20 protein-coding genes are annotated in these 20,514 nt (G+C 68.4%); 12 read left to right on the top strand and 8 right to left on the bottom strand.

Translation table 11 applies throughout. The features are described from left to right. Window positions 1-54: 54 nt before the first annotated feature. From DTA15_RS08055 to DTA15_RS08040, 4 genes are read left to right on the top strand one after another with little or no spacing between them, the layout of a single operon-like run. Window positions 55-1,131 (top strand): ABC transporter substrate-binding protein, encoded by a 1,077-nt coding sequence (locus DTA15_RS08055; protein ID WP_006482992.1) that lies wholly within the window; start codon window positions 55-57, stop codon window positions 1,129-1,131. Window positions 1,132-1,162: 31 nt separating this feature from the next. Then, window positions 1,163-2,269: a PhnD/SsuA/transferrin family substrate-binding protein gene (locus DTA15_RS08050; RefSeq protein WP_006493806.1), complete on the top strand. Its 1,107-nt coding sequence runs from the start codon at window positions 1,163-1,165 to the stop codon at window positions 2,267-2,269. Next, window positions 2,269-3,087 (top strand): ABC transporter permease, encoded by an 819-nt coding sequence (locus tag DTA15_RS08045; protein WP_012493124.1) that lies wholly within the window; start codon window positions 2,269-2,271, stop codon window positions 3,085-3,087. Before DTA15_RS08050 ends, DTA15_RS08045 begins: the two co-directional genes overlap by 1 nt. Before the next feature lie 22 nt (window positions 3,088-3,109). Continuing rightward, entirely contained in the window at window positions 3,110-3,898 is a 789-nt protein-coding gene (locus tag DTA15_RS08040; protein WP_006489854.1) for an ABC transporter permease, read from the top strand. On the opposite strand, the gene DTA15_RS08035 is transcribed toward DTA15_RS08040, so the two are convergent. Next, the gene (locus DTA15_RS08035) at window positions 3,889-5,016 is read right to left on the bottom strand and encodes a sigma-54 interaction domain-containing protein (protein WP_012493122.1); all 1,128 of its coding nucleotides are present in this window, start codon (window positions 5,014-5,016) and stop codon (window positions 3,889-3,891) included. The genes DTA15_RS08040 and DTA15_RS08035 overlap by 10 nt on opposite strands. Before the next feature lie 120 nt (window positions 5,017-5,136). Then, window positions 5,137-5,817 carry a class II aldolase/adducin family protein gene (locus DTA15_RS08030; protein ID WP_006491011.1) on the bottom strand — a complete coding sequence of 227 codons (681 nt, stop codon included), beginning with the start codon at window positions 5,815-5,817 and terminating at the stop codon, window positions 5,137-5,139. 385 nt (window positions 5,818-6,202) lie between these two features. Here DTA15_RS08030 and DTA15_RS08020 point away from each other — a divergent pair, with 385 nt between their 5' ends. The 8 genes from DTA15_RS08020 (at window position 6,203) to DTA15_RS07985 (ending at window position 13,916) form a co-directional block, all read left to right on the top strand. After that, window positions 6,203-7,486 carry a lipase family protein gene (locus DTA15_RS08020; RefSeq protein ID WP_006491019.1) on the top strand — a complete coding sequence of 428 codons (1,284 nt, stop codon included), beginning with the start codon at window positions 6,203-6,205 and terminating at the stop codon, window positions 7,484-7,486. 142 nt (window positions 7,487-7,628) lie between these two features. After that, entirely contained in the window at window positions 7,629-7,919 is a 291-nt protein-coding gene (locus tag DTA15_RS08015; RefSeq protein ID WP_011694564.1) for a co-chaperone GroES, read from the top strand. Between the two features lie 12 nt (window positions 7,920-7,931). After that, complete coding sequence (gene groL, locus DTA15_RS08010; RefSeq protein ID WP_006491016.1) at window positions 7,932-9,572, top strand: chaperonin GroEL; 1,641 nt, start codon at window positions 7,932-7,934, stop codon at window positions 9,570-9,572. 178 nt (window positions 9,573-9,750) lie between these two features. Further along, window positions 9,751-10,365 (top strand): LysE family translocator, encoded by a 615-nt coding sequence (locus DTA15_RS08005; RefSeq protein WP_006491023.1) that lies wholly within the window; start codon window positions 9,751-9,753, stop codon window positions 10,363-10,365. A gap of 36 nt (window positions 10,366-10,401) precedes the next feature. Next, the gene (locus DTA15_RS08000) at window positions 10,402-11,694 is read left to right on the top strand and encodes a hypothetical protein (RefSeq protein WP_006491521.1); all 1,293 of its coding nucleotides are present in this window, start codon (window positions 10,402-10,404) and stop codon (window positions 11,692-11,694) included. 411 nt (window positions 11,695-12,105) lie between these two features. After that, window positions 12,106-12,327: a hypothetical protein gene (locus DTA15_RS07995; RefSeq protein ID WP_006491013.1), complete on the top strand. Its 222-nt coding sequence runs from the start codon at window positions 12,106-12,108 to the stop codon at window positions 12,325-12,327. A 134-nt stretch (window positions 12,328-12,461) separates the two neighbouring features. Next, window positions 12,462-12,983: a PTS sugar transporter subunit IIA gene (locus tag DTA15_RS07990; RefSeq protein WP_006491012.1), complete on the top strand. Its 522-nt coding sequence runs from the start codon at window positions 12,462-12,464 to the stop codon at window positions 12,981-12,983. A 48-nt stretch (window positions 12,984-13,031) separates the two neighbouring features. After that, complete coding sequence (locus tag DTA15_RS07985) at window positions 13,032-13,916, top strand: amino acid kinase family protein (RefSeq protein ID WP_006491015.1); 885 nt, start codon at window positions 13,032-13,034, stop codon at window positions 13,914-13,916. Window positions 13,917-13,991: 75 nt separating this feature from the next. Here the strand turns inward: DTA15_RS07985 and DTA15_RS07980 are convergent, their stop codons facing one another. The 6 genes from DTA15_RS07980 to DTA15_RS07955 all read right to left on the bottom strand — a co-directional run bounded on the left by DTA15_RS07980 (window position 13,992) and on the right by DTA15_RS07955 (window position 20,461). Continuing rightward, on the bottom strand, window positions 13,992-15,992 hold the full coding sequence (locus DTA15_RS07980) for a family 2A encapsulin nanocompartment cargo protein cysteine desulfurase (RefSeq protein WP_020979559.1): 2,001 nt from the start codon (window positions 15,990-15,992) through the stop codon (window positions 13,992-13,994). Beyond that, window positions 15,967-16,899, bottom strand: coding sequence for a family 2A encapsulin nanocompartment shell protein (locus DTA15_RS07975; protein WP_006479760.1), 933 nt, complete (start codon window positions 16,897-16,899; stop codon window positions 15,967-15,969). Before DTA15_RS07975 ends, DTA15_RS07980 begins: the two co-directional genes overlap by 26 nt. A 136-nt stretch (window positions 16,900-17,035) precedes the next feature. Next, window positions 17,036-17,257: a helix-turn-helix domain-containing protein gene (locus DTA15_RS07970; RefSeq protein WP_006484517.1), complete on the bottom strand. Its 222-nt coding sequence runs from the start codon at window positions 17,255-17,257 to the stop codon at window positions 17,036-17,038. An 8-nt stretch (window positions 17,258-17,265) separates the two neighbouring features. Then, complete coding sequence (gene epsC, locus DTA15_RS07965) at window positions 17,266-18,204, bottom strand: serine O-acetyltransferase EpsC (RefSeq protein WP_006484590.1); 939 nt, start codon at window positions 18,202-18,204, stop codon at window positions 17,266-17,268. A gap of 28 nt (window positions 18,205-18,232) precedes the next feature. Further along, window positions 18,233-18,703 carry a rhodanese-like domain-containing protein gene (locus DTA15_RS07960; RefSeq protein ID WP_006484520.1) on the bottom strand — a complete coding sequence of 157 codons (471 nt, stop codon included), beginning with the start codon at window positions 18,701-18,703 and terminating at the stop codon, window positions 18,233-18,235. 357 nt (window positions 18,704-19,060) lie between these two features. After that, on the bottom strand, window positions 19,061-20,461 hold the full coding sequence (locus tag DTA15_RS07955) for an amidase family protein (RefSeq protein ID WP_006484564.1): 1,401 nt from the start codon (window positions 20,459-20,461) through the stop codon (window positions 19,061-19,063). Window positions 20,462-20,514: the final 53 nt, after the last annotated feature.

Genomic DNA, 20,514 nt, shown 5'->3' with positions numbered 1-20,514 from the left:
GCGCGGGCGACACCGCGCCTCGACCACGCTTACCCAGACAGGGGAATCTCACACATGACAGACAGGCCCGATTCGTCATCGGACAAGCAGCAGACGTTCTGGTACGCCCGATCGCCGGTGCCGACGCCGCTCGGCATCGCCGTGCATCTCGGCTGGCTCAACGGCGAGACGTCGGCCGACGGTGTCGCGATCCGTTCGCCGCGCGGCGCCACGCGGCACGACGTGTCGTCGATCAGCGATCACACGCTCGCGCAATCGTTTCGCCAGGGCGGCAGCATCCCCGCGATGTGGGCGCGCTCGAACGACGCGCATACGCGCGTGATCGGGCTGTCGTGGGTCGACGAGTCGCAGTTGATTCTCGCGCGCCCCGAGTCGGGTATCCGCTCCGTGAAGGCGTTGCGCGGGCGCCGGATCGCGATTCCGAACCGCCCCGACGATCGCATCGACATCTTTCGCGCATCGGCGCTGCGCGGCTTCGTCAACGCGCTGAGCCTCGACGGGCTGACGCTCGGCGACGTCGAACGCGTCGACGTGCGCGCCCGCACGCTGCAAGCCGTCGGGCCGGCGCGGGCGGCGAACCTGTTCGCATCGCCGCACGGCTTTTCGAGCCGCGCGCTGTATGCGGCCGAAGCCGGCGCGCTGCTGCGCGGCGAAGTCGACGCGATCTACGTGAAGGGTTCGACGGGCCTCGAAATCGCGCAACTGATCGGCGCGCACGTCGTGATCGACATCGGCTTTCATCCGGAGCGCTCGATCCGCAACAACAACGGCACGCCGCGACCGCTGACCGTCAACGCGGACGTGCTCGCGAACCATCCCGACATCGTCGCCGGCTTCCTGAAACTCGTGGTCGCCGCCGGCGAATGGGCCGGCACGCATCCCGACGAAACCGCGCACTACGTGGCCGGCGAAACCGCGTCGTCGATCGACTGGGTGCGCGCCGCGTACGGCAACCAGTTGCACCGGCACCTCGGCGTCAACCTCGACGACGAATCGGTCGCCGCGCTCGACGAGTTCAAGACCTTCCTGCTCGACCACGGCTTTCTGGAAGCCGACTTCGACGTCGCCGACTGGATCGATCCGCGCCCGCTCGCCGACGTGCTGCAGCCCTCGCTGCAAAAACGTGCGTGAGCCCCTTTACCGTTCACTGTTCGGGACCATCATGAAACACACGCTCTGCCTTGCCTCGCTGCGCCGCCCGCTGCGCGCGCTGCTCGCCGCGCTGCCGTTGGCCGCCGCGTCGCTCACCGCCCCGGCCGCGCACGCGGAAGACGCACCCAAGGTCGTGCGAATCGCCGTCGTCGCGTATTCGAGCGGCGGCAAGACGCAATACGCGGGCGCCTCCGCATTGATCGACGCCGACAAGTCGCTCGAAAAAGCGCTCGCCGCGCGGCACGTGACGCTGCAATGGGTGCCGGTGTCGACCGCCGCGGTCGGCACGCTCGTCAACGAGGCATTCACGAACGGCAGCATCGATTTCGCCGGCTACGGCGACCTGCCGTCAGTCGTCGTCAACGCGTCGGGCACGCGCACGCGCCTGATCGTGCCGGGCGGCGTCGGCAGCAATACGTATCTGGTCGTGCCGGCCGGCTCGACCGCGAAGTCGATCGTCGACCTCAAGGGCAAGCGCATCGCGCTCAATCGCGGCCGGCCGTGGGAAGTGCCGTTCAGCAAGCTGCTCGCCGAGAACGGGCTGAAGCTGTCCGACTTCAGGATCTACAACCTCGATCCGCAGGCCGGCGCGGCTGCGGTCGCGGCCGGCCGCGTCGACGGCTTCTTCACGCTGTCCGACGCGTATTCGCTCGTCGACAAGAACGTGGGCAAGATCATCTGGTCGACCAAGCGCGCGCCCGACGACTGGAAGATGCGGGCGGAACTGTGGGCGTCCGACGATTTCGTGCGGCGCTACCCGGACATCACGCAGCTCGTCGCGACGGCCTACGTGCGCGCCGCGCACTGGATCTCGCAACCGCAGAACCGCGACGCGTACGTGAAGATCCTGAGCGCGTCCGGCCAGCCGGAAAGCGTCGTGCGCCGCGAGTACGCGGACGAAGCGACGCCGTGGAAGGAGCAATGGACGCCGCTCTTCACGCCGGCGCTGACCGGCCATTACCGCGACGTCGTCGCGTACAGCCGCCAGGCCGGGCTGACGTCCGCGCCGGTCGACGTGAACGCGCTGCTCGCGCCGACCTTCGTGTCGACCGCGCTCAAGCAGCTCGGCCTCGACGGCTACTGGCGCGCCGACGCGCCGCGCGTCGCGAGCCGCTGATGGCGACGCGCGCCCTCGCGCCGAACGGCCTGCGCGCGGCGGTTCGCCTGCCGAGCGTCGCGCGGCTCCGCGACTACGCGCTGTGGTGGATCACGCCCGTCGCATTCGCCGCGCTGTGGTGGCTCGCGAGCGCGCAGCGCTGGTTCCCGCCGCAGCTCGTCGTGCCGCCCGGCCGCCTCGCGGCGACGCTGCGCACGCTGCTCGACACCGGCGAACTGCGGGACAACCTGTCGATCACGCTGCATCGTCTTGCGCTCGGTTTCGCGATCGGCGCGACCGGCGGCGCCGCGTTCGGCGTCCTGCTCGCGCGCAGCCGGCTGTTCTCCGACTACCTGCGGCCGACCTTCGACCTGCTGCGGCAACTCCCGACGCTCACGCTGATTCCGCTGCTGATCCTGCTGATCGGCGTCGACGAGCAGTTGAAGCTCGTCGTGGTCGGCAAGGCCGTGTTCTTCCCGGTCGCGCTGGCCGCATACACGGGCGTGCACGATGCGCCGCGCGATCTCGTCGAGATGGCGCGCCACTACGGGCTCGGCCGCTTCGCGCTGCTGCGCGACGTGCTGCTGCCGGCCGCGCTGCCGCCGCTGCTGACCGGCGTACGGATCGCGCTCGCGCGTGCATGGCTCGCGCTCGTCGCGGTCGAGCTGCTCAGTGCGGACAGCGGCATCGGCCAGATGATGGAACTCGCCCGGCAGATGCTGCGGCTCGACGTGGTGCTCGTCGACGTTGCGGTCATCGGACTGATCGGCTTCGCGCTCGACCGTTCGATCGCACTCGTGCAGCGCTACGCGTTGCGCTGGCAAACGCCCGCGCGCTGACCCCGACCGGAATCGCTTCGGAATGACCTTCGTGACTCGTACTTTCCCGTTCGCCCCGCTGCGCCGCCGCGCGCGCGGCCTCGTCGTGCCGGCGCTGCTGCTGGCCGCGTGGCAAGCCGCGTCGTCCGGCGATCCGGCCCATCAATATGCGTTCGTGCCGCTGCAGCAGGTCGGCGCCGCGTTGCTCGAACTCGCGCGCAGCGGCGAACTCGCGACCGATCTCGGCGCGAGCCTGCGCCGCACGACGCTCGGGCTCGGGTTCGGTGTCGCATTCGGGCTCGCATTCGGCGCGGCGATGGCGCGTTCGTCGCTCGCGCGCAAGCTCGGCGAGCCGGCGTTCCAGGCGCTGCGCTACGTGCCGCTGCTCGGGCTGATTCCGCTGCTGAGCCTGTGGGCCGGCACCGGCGAATTCGCGAAGGTGTTCATCATCGCGCTCGCCGCGTTCTATCCGATGACCACCGCCAGCTTCGACGGGCTGCGCCGCGTCGATCCGCGCTATGTGGAGCTCGCGCAGTCGTATCGCCTGACCCGCATCGGCCTGTGGCGCGACGTGCTGATCCCCGGCGCGTTGCCCGACCTGTTCGCGGGCGTGCTGCAGGCCGTGCCGTTCGCGTGGATCACCGCGACCAGCAGCGAGTTGCTGTTCAACACGGGCGCCGGCGTCGGCAGTCTGATGCAGAACGCGCAAGCCGGCGCGCGCGCCGACGTGCTGCTGGTGTGCGTGCTGGGCGTGACGGCGCTGGCCGTCGGTATGAGCGCGTCATGCGAGCGGATCGCGCGGCGCGCGCTGCGCTGGCGCGATTACGCCTGACGGCGCAGCCGCGCGTCGGCGGCGTCGCCGTCGCCTGCGTCGCGCGGCTTCAGGATGCCGAGTTGCGCGAGCCGGGCACGCACGATGTTGCGCGACTGGTCGAGCAGGCGCGACATCCGCAACTGGTTGTGCTCGCTGTAATCGAACACGCTGCGGTACACGGTGTCCTCGATGTGCTGCCACAACGCTGGCGTGCCGAGATCCAGCAACTCGATCACCGCACGGCGCAGCGCGTCGGTCGCCTCGGCCACGTCGCGCGCGCGACGCGGCGGCGCGGCGGCCGGGCCCGGTGCGTCTGCCGGGTCGGGGGCGAGCGACAGCGCGGAAAACTGCAGGTCGCCGACGTCGATCGCGCCGCCTGCACAGATCAGCACCGCGTGATGAATCACGTTCTCCAGTTCGCGGATGTTGCCGGGCCACGCGTGCGCATGCAGCCTGCTGCGCGCGGCGTCGGTCAGCGTCGGCGCGGCGACGCGCAGCCGCTTCGCATAGGTATCGATGAAGTGTTCGATCAGCGGCGCGATGTCGCCGGGCCGCTCGCGCAGCGGCAACAGGCTCAGCTTCACGACATTGAGCCGGTAGTACAGATCCTCGCGGAAATTGCCCGCGCGCACCGCGGCTTCGAGATTCACGTTGGTCGCCGCGACGAGCCGGACGTCGATCTTCACGGTCTTGCGCGACCCGACCGGCGTCACCTCGCGCTCCTGCAGCACGCGCAGCAGCTTGACCTGCGCGGACAGCGGCAGGTCGCCCACTTCGTCGAGAAACAGCGTGCCGCGATTCGCGGATTCGAACCAGCCGGGCTGGCTGTTGATTGCGCCGGTGAACGCGCCGCGCTCGTGGCCGAACAGTTCGCTTTCGATCAGCGTTTCCGAAAACGCGCCGCAGTTCACCGCGACGAACGGCCCGTCGTGACGCTCGCTCAGCGAATGCACGAGGCGCGCGATCAGCTCCTTGCCGGTGCCGCTCTCGCCGGTGACGAGCACCGTCGCGTCGCTCGGCGCGACCAGCTGGATGCGTTCGAGCAGCACCCGCGATTTGGGATCGTCGAACGTCAGTGCCTTCGCACGGATCGTGATCGCGTGCGAAGTCGGGTCCGGCAAGCTGAAGATGGCCATGGCACGACCGGCGTGTTGAACGGGGAAGGTTCGACGATAGCAAGGCGCACGCCGGCCACGAACCAATTCATCGAGCTATCGGTATGACGGCGGCCGGATTGCGCCGGCCGCCGCGCGGCGTCATGCGAGGCCGGTCATCTTCCATTGCTGTTCGAGCGCGCCCGGCCCGAATTCGAGCGAGCCGCCGAGCGGTTCCGCGAGCGCCTGGAAATACGCGGCTTCCTCGAGGATCAGGATGTACTTCGACACGTCGAGGATCGACTTGCCCCAGAACGTCGCGCCGCCGTTCGCCTCGATGATCGCCGGCACGTCGGGATCGCGCCGGATCGTGTCGACGATGAAGCGCGGCTCGCCGGGGCGGCGATCGACATAGACGGGAATTTCACGCGCCCGCGTGTAGCGCGCGGCGGGCGCATAACGGATCGGCAGCGGACGATGCGCGCTCGCCCACGCGCCAAGATACGGGCCGTGTACGTGAATCACCACGTCGACTTCCGGCGCCTCGCGGAATACGCCTGCGTAGCGCGGGCCGTTGCCGCCGGCGCGTGCGTCGCCGTGCAGCACGTCGCCGTCGAGCGTCACGACGACCGGCTGTATCTCCTGCGACGCGGCCCACGGGCTGGGCGCCGACAGCGCGACGACGAGCTCCGTGCCCGGCACGCGCTGGAATGCCTGGAACGTGTTGGTGGCGCTGAGCGTGCGCGTTTCCTTCAGCACGCGCGCGGCTTGCGCGAATTCGCGCGTGGCGCGCTCGACGAAGGCCACGAGTTCGCCGCTGTCGATGGCTTGGGTGACGGACATGAGGGCGTTTCCTTGATCGGTTGAACGGTTGAACGGAAGGGCTCGCGTCGCCACGCCGCGACGCACGGTCAACGGATCAGCAGCAATCGTGCCAGCGCTGCGATTTGCGTATCGAGGGCCGGCCGGCGTGGCGCAGGCACGCGATGCCAGCGTTGCGCCGTGCAGCCCGCGCATGCGCGTTTTGTTGCGGAAGCAACACCGTGCCGGCCGGGATTGCTGCGCGACACGCAGCCCGGTGCACGCGTGCGATGCGCGCGGCATCGACCGATCGTCCGTCGTGCCGCGCGTTGCGTACGCAACGACCCTTCTGGTTCGAAACTTGCATCGCACTCGGCCCGCGCCCGCATTGCCCGGCGCATCCGATCTCATCGACCTCCATCCGACCATGACGCTTCTTTCCCTGCGCGACGTCGCCGCGCGCACGCTGCTCGTATCGGCGCTCGCCGCTTCTTCCGTCGTTTCGCTCGCGGCTTCGCCCGGCCGCGTCCCGGCCCCCGACCCGTTGCAGGGCGACGGCCGCGTATCCGCGTTCTACACGTGGGACCGCGACATTCCGGCCACGCCAGGCGCGCTGCTGCGCACCGAGCCGCTGCCCGCGACGGTCGGGCTCGCGAGCGCCGCGCGACAATTGCGCATCCTGTACGCGTCGACTGACGGCGTCGGCGGCCATGCGCCGATCGCCGTGTCGGGCGCGCTGTTCGTGCCGCCCGGCACGCCGCCGGCCGGCGGCTGGCCGATCGTCGCGTGGGCGCACGGCACGTTCGGGATGGCCGACATCTGCGCGCCGTCGTGGTTCGGCCGCTCGTATCGCGACGTGCGCTACCTGAACGCCTGGCTTCAGCAAGGGTTCGCGGTGGTCGCCACCGACTATCAGGGGCTCGGCACACCGGGCCCGAATCCGCAGCTCAACAACCGTTCGAACAGCTACACGCTGCTCGACAGCGTGCGCGCGGTGCTCGGCGGCGTGCCGGGCCTCGCGAACGAGGTCGTGCTGGTCGGCCAGTCGCAAGGCGGCTCGGCCGTGATCGCGGCAGCCGGCTACGCGCCGGCCTATGCGCCCGAACTGGCGATCCGCGCGACCGTCGCGACCGGCACGATCTACAACGCGTCGCACGCCACGCTGGCGGCGCTGCCGAAGTTCGAAACGGCGTACCGGCGCGATCCCGACCGCGTCGATCCAACGCTCGCATACCAGTTCTACTCGGTGCTGTCCGCGCAGCAGATCGATCCGTCGCTGCGGGCCGACGAGGTACTGACCGACACCGCGCTGCCGATTCTCGACCAGGCGCGCATCGGTTGCCTCGCATCGCTCGAGGACGATGCGGCGCTCGCGCACCTCACGCACGCGAACACAGTGAAGCCGGGCGGCGATGCGCGGCTGAAGGCGTGGTGGGACGACTACCTGAAATACCCGACGCTGAAGATCGCGACGCCCGTCTTCATCGGCGCGGGCGCGGACGACGGGCTGGCGCCGCTCGAACTCGCGCTCGCCAGGGACGCGTGCGCGGCTGGCACGACGGTCGAGGCGCACCTGTATGCGGGCCGCGAGCACAACGGCACCGTGAACGCGTCGCTCGCCGATTCGATTCCGTTCGTGAAACGCGTGCTGGCCGGCGAGACGATCCGCCCGGTCTGCTCGCCTGCCGCGCAGCCGGCCGTGTCGCAATAGCCGGTTCACCGCGCTTTGCACGACGGCGCGAATGCTTGTGCAAATCCGTTATTGGATCGCGCCGCCGCCCATTTTTATACTCGTCAGCACTCTCTGCCAAAGAGTGCCAGCCAACTTCGACAGAACCGTACAGGACGAAAAAATGAGCCTACGCCCCTTGCACGATCGCGTGATCGTGAAGCGACTCGATCAGGAAACCACCACCGCGTCGGGCATCGTGATCCCCGACAGCGCCGCCGAAAAACCCGACCAGGGCGAAGTGATCGCCGTGGGCCCCGGCCGCAAGGACACGGACGGCCAGCGCATCGTGCCCGACCTGCAGGTCGGCGAGCGCGTGCTGTTCGGCAAGTACGCGGGGCAAGCCGTCAAGGTGGACGGCAACGAGTTTCTCGTGCTGCGCGAAGAAGACATCGTCGCGGTCGTCAATCAATAACGGAGCGCAATCATGGCAGCCAAGGAAATCATTTTCAGCGACATCGCACGGTCGAAGCTGACCGAAGGCGTGAACATCCTCGCGAACGCGGTGAAGGTCACGCTCGGGCCGAAAGGCCGCAACGTCGTGCTCGAACGCAGCTTCGGCGCACCCGTCGTCACGAAGGACGGCGTGTCGGTCGCGAAGGAAATCGAGCTCGCGGACAAGCTGCAGAACATCGGCGCGCAGCTCGTGAAGGAAGTCGCGTCGCGCACCAGCGACGCGGCCGGCGACGGCACGACGACGGCCACCGTGCTCGCGCAGGCGATCGTCCGCGAAGGCCAGAAATACGTGGCGGCCGGGCTCAATCCGCTCGATCTGAAGCGCGGCATCGACAAGGCCGTCGCGTCGGCCGTCGACGAATTGAAGAAGATCAGCAAGCCGACCACCACGAGCAAGGAAATCGCGCAGGTCGCGACGATCTCCGCGAACGGCGAGGAATCGATCGGCCAGCGCATCGCGGAAGCAATCGACCGGGTCGGCAAGGAAGGCGTGATCACCGTCGAGGACGGCAAGTCGCTCGCGGACGAGCTCGACGTCGTCGAAGGGCTGCAGTTCGATCGCGGCTACCTGTCGCCGTATTTCATCAACAATCCGGACAAGCAGATCGCCGAGATCGAAAGCCCGTACATCCTGCTGCACGACAAGAAGATCTCGAACATCCGCGACCTGCTGCCGGTGCTCGAACAGGTCGCCAAGTCGGGCCGGCCGCTGCTGATCATCGCGGAAGACGTCGAAGGCGAAGCGCTCGCGACGCTGGTCGTCAACAACATCCGCGGCATCCTGAAGACGGTCGCGGTCAAGGCGCCGGGCTTCGGCGATCGCCGCAAGGCGCTGCTCGAGGACATCGCGATCCTCACCGGCGGCCAGGTGATCGCCGAGGAAACGGGCCTGACGCTCGAGAAGGCCACGCTCGCCGAACTGGGGCAGGCGAAGCGCATCGAGGTCGGCAAGGAAAACACCACGGTGATCGACGGCGCGGGCGATGCGAAGAACATCGAGGCGCGCGTGAAGCAGATCCGCGTGCAGATCGACGAAGCGACGTCCGACTACGACCGCGAGAAGCTGCAGGAACGCGTCGCGAAGCTCGCGGGCGGCGTGGCGGTGATCAAGGTCGGCGGTGCGACCGAAATCGAGGTGAAGGAGAAGAAGGATCGCGTCGACGACGCGCTGCACGCCACGCGCGCGGCCGTCGAGGAAGGCATCGTGCCGGGCGGCGGCGTCGCGCTGATCCGCGTGCGGCAGGCGATCCGCGAACTGAAAGGCGCGAACGCCGACCAGGACGCGGGCATCAAGATCGTGCTGCGCGCGCTGGAGGAACCGCTGCGCCAGATCGTCACGAATGCGGGCGAGGAAGCGAGCGTCGTCGTCGCGAAGGTCGCGGAAGGCACCGGCAACTTCGGGTACAACGCGCAGACGGGCGAGTACGGCGACCTCGTCGAATCGGGCGTGCTCGATCCGACCAAGGTCACGCGCACCGCGCTGCAGAACGCGGCGTCGGTGGCCGGGCTGCTGCTGACGACCGATGCGACCGTGTTCGAAGCGCCGAAGGATGCGGCGCCCGCTGCCGCGCCGGGCGGCCCGGGCGCGGGCGGGCCGGGGTTCGATTTCTGACGACGCAGCGTGCGCGCCGGTTCGCCGGCGTGCGCGCGGCCGGGCAGGACCCTGCAACGCGTGGCGACGAAAGTCGTCACGCGTTGTGCGCTTTGGCGCGACGCAATACGATTGCCGGCCGGCCGATTGCCGCGCTCGGGTAAGATGAAGACCCGTCCCGTCACGCCACCGCCACGCCATGTCGCCCATCGCCAACATCCTGCTGCCGCTCGCCGGCGTCCTGCTGCTGAGCGTCGCCAGTCCCGGCCCGAATTTCGTGATCGTCACGTCCACCGCCGTCGTGTCGCGCCACGCGGGCATGATGACGGGGCTCGGCCTCGCCGCCGCGTCGGGCACCTGGGCCGCGATCGCGATCGCCGGCCTGAGCCTGCTCGTGACCCACGTCGCCTGGGTACACACCGCGCTGCGGCTGGCGGGCGCCGCCTACCTGATCTGGCTCGGCCTGAAAATGATCGTGACCGCGCGCAAGCCGTTGCCCGTTTCCGCACCGGCCGCGACGTCCGACTGGCGCGCGGCGAGAAAAGGCTACGTCGTCAGCATGACGAACCCGAAGTCCGTCGCGTTCTACGGCAGTATCTTCGCGCTGATGGTGCCGGCCCATGCGCCGGCGTGGCTCGATCTGTCGGTCGTCGTGCTGTCGGTCGCGATCTCGGCTGCGTGGTATTGCACGATGGCGCTGCTCGCGTCGCATCCGTCGGTGCGCCGGCTGCTGATCCGGCGCAAGGCCGTGCTCGATACGGCCGCCGGGCTGTTGCTGATGGGCGTGGGTGGGCGGATGCTGGCCGGACGTTGATCCGCGGCGCCCCGATCGCTTCCGTCGCTCATCATCATGCCGACCGCACACACCCTTCTGGACGACTACGAACGCCTCGGCTGGACCGGTAACGATCCGATGTCGCAGATGCTGGCACTGCGGCGCGACGAACCAGCGGCACTCGTCGATCTCGTGATCGCGTCGTTCGATCGCACGTTCGCGCATGCGACGTTCATCGACGCCGCGATCGACCTGATGGACGACATCGCGTTCGCGAACGTTGCAGCCGAAGCGTGGCGACGGGTCGTCGAAGGCGCATGGAACGCGCGACTCGCGAACGTGCTGTCCAGCGTCGCGCTACGATCGCCGCAGGTGTTTTCCGATCACTGGGACGTACTGCTCGACGTGGTCGTCCCCCGGCATTCGCCGCGCATGCATTGTGCGGAATACGCGTGGCGGGCACTCGACGCGGCCACGATCGACGCGTGGCGCCGGCGGCTTGCGCAAGCACCCGCCGTTGACGACGCGGCGCGCGCACGCGCTGTCGCACTGCTCCATTCACGACAACCAGCAGCCGTGCTCGATGCGGTGGCCCGGCTGTTTCCGGACGATCCGGAGCAAGCCGCGAACTGGCTCATGTCAGCGGGCTACACGCTGGAGCACGGCACGTTGCGCGCATTGCACGGCGATTCTCCGCTGCATATCGACTTCGGACGCGCGCTGCGTGCGCCGGCACTTCGCGACATGCCGAAGTGGAAACGCGAGATTCAGGCGAATCATCCGACCTGGCAAGCAGGCGAATCCCGTCGGTCGAACGCGCACTTCGGCGGCGTGTCGCCGCATCGATGCGGCCTGTGCCATCAGCCGTTGCATCGGCTGCTGACGCTGCCGCAACCGATCGAAGCGGGTATCGACAGCACGACGCCCGTGTCGTTCGCCACCTGCCTGGCGTGCCTCGGTTGGGAAAGCGACGGCCCGCTGTTCTACCGGCACGACGAGTCGGGTCATGCGGTCGCCCATCCCTCGCAGCGGCACGATGCCGCGATCGAGCCCGACTATCCGGCCAGCCCCTTCGTCGAATCCGACGTCGACGTTTTCGCCGCGCCCGCGCGCTGGGCCTGGCAGGAATGGGGCGAGTCGAACGGCAGGCAGAACCTCAGCCGCGTCGGCGGTCCGCCGTCGTGGGTGCAGTCCGCGTGGTATCCCGATTGCCCCGATTGCGGCCGCAAGATGCGCTTCGCCATGCAGCTCGACTCCGAGCTTCCGCAAGTCGACGGCGGCGAATGGCTGTGGGGCAGCGGCGGCGCGAACTATACGTTCTGGTGCGCGCCATGCCGGACCAGCGCGCATCTGTGGCAGTGCACGTAACGCGCGATTCACGCACCTTTACGACCTTTTTACTTGCGCCCGCGCATCCGTTCACTAGAATGGATTCGCCATCCACCACCGAGCACGCGCCATGCGCATCCGAAGTCCTCGTCCTCCGAGTTGCTTCCCCGCCTGACAGGCCGGACGCCTGCGTCTCCTTCCCGAGCCACCGTCCCGCCGACAGGCGGACGATGCGCGCCGTAGTCTTTCCCGTGCATGCTTGAACACGACGTCGATGCGGTCGTCCCGCATCGCACATCGCAATGCGTGCGACACGTTCCGCGTAACGGCACGTCATCGATCCGCCGATCCGATCCATTTATTTTGCATCACTGATTTTATTCACGGGGATTCCCGCTTCCGAAGCTGCGCACGCCCCGTCTCGATCGTCTTTCATACAGGAGCAATGGAATGATGCTGGGCTTGACGTTCTGGAAACACGTGATAGGCGCGCGAACCCCTGCTCTTTGCGAGGACCGGACGACGGCGCACGGCCGACACCGCCGGGTATCGAGAACGCTCGTGCTGGCGAGCGCCATCGTGGCGTTCGCGGCAATCGCATTCGGCGCGCCGGTCGTCGGCATTTCAGTGTTTCTGCTGACGACGCTGCCGTTCGTGCTGTCGGGAACCTGAGGGTGTCCGTATCGCGCGCGGCGGCATCGGCGCTCGATATACGAGATTTTAATGCCCGGCCCCCGCGTATCTGACACCGTCTTTACGCGGGTTTGTCTAGGATTTCCCTGTCATCCCGACACGGAGAGATCCGCATGCAAACGCATCAGGCCGCCGTCGGCGGCCAATCCGGCCGCCCTCAGCAACGCGGTGGCACACCGTTCGCGACCGCGCTCGCCGACGCCTGTCCGCCGGACAATATCCTGCTCGACGTACCGGTGGAAAGCGCGATCCAGTTGTTCGATCTCGTCGCTCACCATGTCGCACGCGACAGCGGCGTATCCGCGGAACGGATCCGGGCCGAACTGATCAAGCGCGAACAACTCGGCTCGACCGGCCTCGGCCAGGGCGTCGCGATTCCGCATGCGCGCGTCGACGGGATCGGCTCGGCCGTCGCGCTGTTCGTCCGCGCGCGATACCCGTTCACGTTCAACGCGCCCGACCGCAAGCCCGTGCGCGAATTCGTCGTGCTGGTTCTGCCGCACGCGGACGACCGTGCACACCTCGAACTGCTCGCCGACGCCGCGCGATGGTTCAGCGAACGCGCGATCCGGCAAGCGTCACGCGACGCACAAACGCCCGACGAGATTCGCCGACTCATGCAACGCACTGTTTGATCCAGCGTCCCGCAACGACAGGTATCCCCTTCATCCTTTCGAACGCCCATGTTCCCAGACCCTGACACTCCCACTCGACGCGTGGCCGGCTTGGCCCGCTCACTGCCGTTCATGCAGGCGCTGCACGGACAGACCGTCGTCATCGTCGACGGTGGTGCCGCCAGCGACGTCCACACGCGCTCGGCCTTCGCGCAGGATGTCGCGCTGCTCGCGCTCACCGGCATCCATCCGATCGTGATCCAAAGCATTCCGACTGCGTCCGGCGCGCAATCGGTCCACGCGACACACGCCGCCATGGCCGGCGTCAACCATGAACTCGTGCGCCTGATCGGCAGCCACGGCGCGCGGGCAATCGGCGTCGACGGTCACGACGGCGGCCTGCTGGTCGCCAGCGCCGAATCCGGCCACGCGAACACGAGCGAGGTCGCGCGGTTCGACGTCACCGCATTGAATGCGTTTCTCGACAATGGACTGGTGCCCGTCGTGATGCCCATCGCACCAGACGACGCGGGCCGCGACTGCCTGCTGCGCCCTGAACGGCTCGGCAGCGTGCTCGCGCAACACACGTGCGCCGTCTCGTTGGTGATGATGGTCGACAAAGGGTTGCTGCGCGAACTCGGCGAGCTGGCCGGGCTGTACGGCATCACGGAGCTTGAGCAATGGCTCGCCGAGCATCCGGCCGCCGATGCGGCGCCGTGCGTGCGGGACGCGCTCGATGCGCTCGCGCACGGCGTGCAGAACGTCCATCTCGCCGATATCGGGCAACCCGAATCGTTGATCGACGAACTGTTGACGGACGAAGGATCGGGCGTGGTGTTCTGCCGGCGCGGCAACACCGATCTGCTGTCGGAAATCCGTCGTTACTTCGCCGATTCGGCGTGCGTGCTGCGCGACGGGTTCAGCGTCGAGCGGAAGCCGGTCGTGCGGTTTTGACCGGGCAGCACGAAAACGCTTGCAGCGGCCCGCAAAGGCCGCCGCAAGCGGGCAAGCATCGACACGGCAACGACGTCAACGCCGCGCCGCCAGTCTCCTGACGACACTCACCAGCGCATCGACTTCATCGCACGTGTTGTAGAACGCGAGCGACGGCCGCACCGTGGCTTCGAGCCCGAAGCGCCGCAGGATCGGTTGCGCGCAGTGGTGCCCCGAGCGCACCGCGATGCCCTCTTCGTTCAGCGCCTGCCCGACTTCCTCGGTTTCATAGCCCTTCAGCACGAACGACAGCACGCTCGCCTTGTCGCGCGCGGTGCCGACGAGCCGCACGCCCGGCACCGGCGCGAGCACGCTCGTCGCATACGCGAGCAGATCGTGCTCGTAGCGCGCGATGTTCTCGATGCCGACGCGGTTCACGTAGTCGAGCGCCGCGCCGAGCCCCACCGCATCCGCGATGTTGCCGGTGCCGGCTTCGAAGCGGTTCGGCGGCGGCTGGAACACCGTGCGCTCGAACGTCACGTCCGCGATCATGTTGCCGCCACCCTGCCACGGCGGCATGTCGTCGAGGATCGCGCGTTTGCCGTACACGACGCCGATCCCGGTCGGCCCGTAGATCTTGTGCCCGGAGAACACGAAGAAATCCGCATCGAGCGCCTGCACGTCCACGCGCATGTGCGAGATCGACTGCGCACCGTCGACCAGCACCTTCGCGCCCGCGCGATGCGCGAGCTCGACGATCTCCTTCACCGGCACGACCGTGCCGAGCGCGTTCGACACCTGCGTGACCGACACGATCTTCGTGCGATCGTTGAGCAGCTTCCGGTATTCGTCGAGCAGCACCTGCCCCGAATCGTCGACCGGAATCACGCGCAGCTTCGCACCCTTGAGCGCGGCAAGCTGCTGCCACGGCACGATGTTCGCGTGATGCTCGAGATGCGACACGACGATCTCGTCGCCTTCGCCGACGTTCTGCACGCCCCACGTCTTCGCGATCAGGTTGATCGCCTCGGTCGTGCCGCGCACGAACACGATCTCGTCGGGCGACGATGCGCCGATGAAGCGCTGCACCGTCTCCCGCGCATGCTCGTACGCATCCGTCGCGCGTCCCGCCAGTGCATGCGCCGCGCGGTGGATGTTCGAGTTCTCGTGAGCGTAGAAGTACGCGAGTCGGTCGATCACGGCTTGCGGCTTGTGCGTCGTCGCCGCGTTGTCGAACCAGACGAGCTGCTTGCCGTTCACGCGTTCCTGCAGGATCGGGAAGTCGCGGCGGATCGCGTTCACGTCGAACGGCGGATGGGCGCCGCGATGCAGCTGACCGTGCGGCTCGGCTGCCTGCGCATCGTCGATGAAGTAGCGCGGCACGTCGGCACCCGACGCGCGCGACGCCGGCACGTCGCGATGCACGGTCAGCAGCGCGCGCAGCGCGTCGTCGCCCGGCAACCCGAACGCTTCCGGCGACGCGAGGCCGTTCGACGGCACGACGATATCCTGCGGCGTCGCCTGCCAGCCCTGCAGCGAACCGTCGGTGAAGTAGTACGGCGACGCCTTCGCCGCGCCTTCCCGTGCCGGCGCATTCACCTGCGGCACACCGAGCGCCGCGCCGCCGACGCGCGGCTCCAGCGCGGGTGCGATCGATACGACGTTGTCGGGCAGCCCGTTCTGCGCGGCCGCATGCGGCGCGAGCGCGGGTGCGCGGTTGCCGAGCGACAGCACGTGCGTCGGCGCGGACGGCGCGAGGTTCGCGCCCGGTACCTTGCCTTGCGGCAGCGCGAGCCCCGGCACGCCGGTGCCCGCCCCGCCCGGGCCCGCGAGCGGCGAGCCGCCCGGCACCGGGTTGCTCACCGACGCGAGAATCGGCGCCGCCGCAGGCAAGGCCGACGGCACGCCGCCGACCGCGCCGCTGCCCGCCGACAGCCCAGGCGCGGTGGCCTGCCCGGGCGGCGTCGCGAAGAACTCGGACGCGAGCCGCGCGAGCGTCGCCGGGTCGGGCAACCCGGCCGGCAGCGGCGCATGCGGCAACGCGTGCGCGTCGCCGCCGGCCAGGCCGGGATTAACGGTAGGTGTCGGGATAGTCATGGAACTTGGCGATTTCGACGTCATCGAGGACAGCCAGCGCATCCGGCGAATGGACCGCGAGCGAGCAATACAGCGAGATCAGGTACGACGCGATCGCCTGGTTGTTGATCCCCATGAAGCGCACCGACAGGCCCGGCCCCTGCTCGCCGGCGACGCCCGGCTGATACAGGCCGACGACGCCCTGGCGCTTGTCGCCGACGCGCAGCAGCAGGATCTTGGTCTTGCCGTCCGCGACCGGCACCTTGTCCGACGGAATCAGCGGAATGCCGCGCCACGTGAGGAACTGCGAGCCGAACAGGCTGACCGTCGGCGGCGGCACGCCGCGCCGCGTGCATTCGCGGCCGAACGCGGCGATCGCGAGCGGGTGCGTGAGGAAGAATGCCGGCTCCTTCCACACCTTCGTCAGCAGCTCGTCGAGATCGTCCGGCGTCGGCGCGCCCGTCAGCGGGAAGATCCGCTGTTCGTCGGTCACGTTCGCGAGCAGCCCGTAGTCGGGGTTGTTGATCAGCTGGCTTTCCTGCAGCTCCTTGATCGTCTCGATCGTCAGGCGCAGCTGCTCCTTGATCTGGTCATGAGGACTGCTGTAAAGATCGGAGATCCGCGTATGCACGTCGAGCACCGTGCTCACCGCGTTCAGGAAGTATTCGCGCGGCTGTTCCTCGTACGGCACGAAGGTCTGCGGCAGCACGCTTTCGTCCTCGAGCTGCGTGCATGCGGCGCGCACGGCTTCCGGGTTCTTCACCTGGTTCAGGCGGTAGATGCCGGCCTCGACCGGCACCCATTGCAGCAGATGGGTCAGCCAGCGCGGCGTGATCGTGGAAAGCTGGGGGACGGTCTTGGTAGCGTTCGCTAGTTGGCGGGCGGCGTGATCGCTCAGCGCGGCCGTGCCGCTTGCAACGGTCGACATGTGTGGCTCCGGGTTCTTAAGATGAAAAACGGGATTGCTTATGACGCTGGGTGATTATCGGAAGCACGCCCCTGCCGACTCAACATGCTATAGCCGTCAGGTCGTGCAACCGAAGGGGAAACGGGGCGAAGCGACCTCAGGTGACGTACGCACCCGGCAGCAGCGTCGAGATCGACACGTCGAACGCGCGCGCGATCTTGTCGGCCGTGACGATCGACGCGATCGCCTCGCCGCGCTCGATCTCGCCGACGTACGAGCGGTTCAGCCCCGCATGCTCGGCCAGCTGCTCCTGCGACCACGTGCGCGCTTCGCGCAGCTTGCGCACGGTGGCGCCGAAGTGATGGATGAGGTCGCTCATCGCGCCTCCTAGGCGACGCGCGCCGCCGTGCGCGGCGCGGCGTTCGCTTCGCTGCGCAGCACGGCCTGCGTGACGTTTTCGCCGGCCGGCACGTCCTGCGTGAGCCACACGTTGCCGCCGATCACCGCGCCGCGCCCGATCGTCACGCGGCCGAGGATCGTTGCGCCCGCATAGATCACCACGTCGTCCTCGACGATCGGATGGCGCGCGAGCCCTTTCTCCAGATGGCCGGCCGCATCGCGCGGGAAGCGCTTCGCGCCGAGCGTGACGGCCTGGTACACGCGCACGCGCTCGCCGATGATCGCCGTCTCGCCGATCACGACGCCCGTGCCGTGGTCGATGAAGAAGCCCGCGCCGATGCGCGCGCCCGGATGAATGTCGATGCCCGTTTCCGCATGCGCCTGCTCGGCGATGATCCGCGCGAGCAGCGGCAGGCCGAGCCCGTACAGTTCGTGCGCGAGCCGGTGGTGGATCATCGCCAGGATGCCGGGATAGCACAGCAGCACTTCGTCGACGCTGCCGGCCGCCGGATCGCCGTGAAACGCCGCCAGCACGTCGCTGTCGAGCAGCCGGCGAATCTCCGGCAAGCGTGCGGCGAACGCCTGCACGGCCTTCGACGCGACTTCGTCGAGGTTGTCGGCCGGCCCGTCGGCATGGCGGTGACGCGCCGCGTAGCGCAATTCGAGCGTCACCTGCGTGAGCAACGCATTCAGCGCCGCGTCGAGCGCGTGGGCCACGTGGAAGTTCTCGCTTTCCTGCCGCAGGTCGGGCGGCCCGAGCCGCATCGGGAACAGCACGCCTTTCAGCGCACCGACGATCTGCGCGAGCGCCTCGCGCGCCGGCAAATCGCGCCCGCCCGGTTCGAGCGAGCGCCGCTGCTTTTCGCGCCATGCACGGCGCACCGTCTGCAGCGATTGAACGATGTCGTCGATCTCGAATGCGGCCATGCTGCTTTCTCCCCGTAACGGCCGTGAATCAATCCTGCGCCCAAGGCAGGCCGCGGAAGCGCCAGCCGTTTTGGCCGCCGCGATGCTGCCGCTCGTCGAGGTCGCCCTCGAAGCCTTCGAGCACATTGAAAACCTGCGTGAAGCCCGCCTTCGCCGCGGCCTCGGCCGCCTGCGCCGAGCGGTTGCCGCTGCGGCACAACAACAGCACGACCGCGTCCTTGCCGGTCTTCGCTTCCAGTTCGCGCACGAAGCGCGGGTTGCGCGTCAGGCTCGTGCCGGTCGCCCACGGCACGTGCAGCGATTCAGGCACGTAACCGACGAATTTCCGTTCCTCGGCCGTGCGCACGTCCACCAGCAACGCATCGCCCGCCGAGAGCAGCGCCCACGCGGCTTCCGGCGCGACGCCGCCCGCATAGGGCGTGCCGGCCGCCACGGCTGCCGCGCGCGCGTCTTCGAGCGCCTGCTGCGCGGCGGTTCGTTCTTCCAGTTCAACCGTCATGACACTTCCTTGTTTTCGCAGATTCGTATGAACAAAAACACCGGGAATGCGGCTGTTGCAGCTTGCGTGCTGTCTATAGCCGTCAGCGTCACTATGCGAGTGCGGTCGGGGAAGCAGAACCAATAAAAATTCATTTCCTAATCAGCGCCGCGGGGAATGCAATAGCAGACGCGCGCTATCGGTGCGCGGTTGATGGCGGGCGGGAAATGAAAGGCGACGACCGTTCGACGTCGTGCATCGAAGGAGTTTGAAAGGAAGGGGAAGAACGAGCAGCGCAGCATTCCGCGCGTCGTCATGGAATCCGAAATGCGCGGGCGAAGCCACCGAGCGTCGCCGGCGCATGGGTTCTTCAGGATGTCATACCACTGGATCGACCGGCACAATCGGCACCCCGCGCGCTTCAATATCGCGCCCGGCAAGCAGACACAGATCCTCGCGATGATGCGTGGCCACCACCTGCACGCCCACCGGCACGCCGTTCACGATCGATGTCGTAACGGCCAGCCCCGGCAGCCCCATCGCGGGCAGCGCGCGCAACGTGAGCTGCGCTTCCCACACGCGCTCGAAGCCGTCCGGCCCTTGCCGGTCGAGATCGTCGGGGAACGGCAGTTCCGCCGAAACGGGCAACAGCAGCACCGCATAGTCGTCGAGAAACAGCCGCCACGCTCGCGTCAGCGTGGTACGCCGGACCAGCGCGCGGCTGATCACGTCGGCCGGCAGGTCGCGCACCTTGCCGCGCACGGCGGCGATCACCGCGGCCGCGCCCGGATCGCCGTCTTGCGCCACGGCGTTCGCCAGCGCGTCGAATCCGTCGCCGAGCCACAGCTGTTCCTGCAGCAGCGCGGCCTCGCGCATCGGCGGCGTATCGTCGATCTCGTCGACGGTCCAGCCGGCATCGACCAGCCGGCGCGCGGCATCGCGCAGCGCGGCCTCGACTTCGGGCACGACCTCCAGGCCGCGCGGACGCACGCACAGCGCCGCGCGCTTCGGCACCTCGCGCCCGTCGAACGGCACCGCGACGTGCCACGGATCGCGCGGATCCGGCGCGGAGAAGGCGCGTAGCGCGAGCGAGAGATCGTCGATCGTGCGCGCGATCGGCCCGGCCGTCGACATCAGTTGCGCGCCGATCGCCCGCTCGGGCGACGATGCATTGAATGCCGGCACGCGGCCGAGCGACGGCCGGATCCCGTGTACGCCGCATGCATAGGCCGGGTAGCGCACCGAGCCGCCGATGTCAGTGCCGACCGCGAGCGGGCCGATCCCGGCAGCCACGGCCGCCGCCGCGCCGCCGCTCGATCCGCCCGGCGTCAGCGACGCATTGCGCGGATTGCGCGTGTGGCCGTGCACGAGATTCGCCGTGAACCAGCGCAATGCGAACGTCGGGGAATTGGTGCGGCCGAGCAGCACCCCGCCGGCCTTCCGGATGTTCGCGACCACCGGGCTGTCGGCGGGCGCGACCAGATTGCGCTGCAAACGCGTGCCGTTGGTCGTCGCAAAGCCGGCCTGATCGACGTTGATCTTCACGGTGACGGGGACGCCCGCGAGCGGCCCCGGATCGTCGCCGCGCGCGATCGCGCGATCGACTTCGTCGGCCTGCTGCCGCACGTCGTCGGGACGGTGTTCGACCACCGCGTTGATCGCCGGATTCACGGCATCGAGACGATCGAGCACCGCGTCTGCCACTTCGCGCGCGGATACGTCCCGCTGCCGCACGCGTTTCGCGAGTTCGGTCGCGGACAGTTGCCAGAGTTCGGTCATGACTTCTCCTGGTGAAAAGACATCACGATCACGCGCGGAACCGCGCCCCTCAC

The sequence above is a fragment of the Burkholderia cenocepacia genome (assembly GCF_900446215.1).
Lineage (GTDB): Bacteria > Pseudomonadota > Gammaproteobacteria > Burkholderiales > Burkholderiaceae > Burkholderia > Burkholderia cenocepacia.
This window is presented reverse-complemented; position numbering and strand designations above follow the sequence as displayed.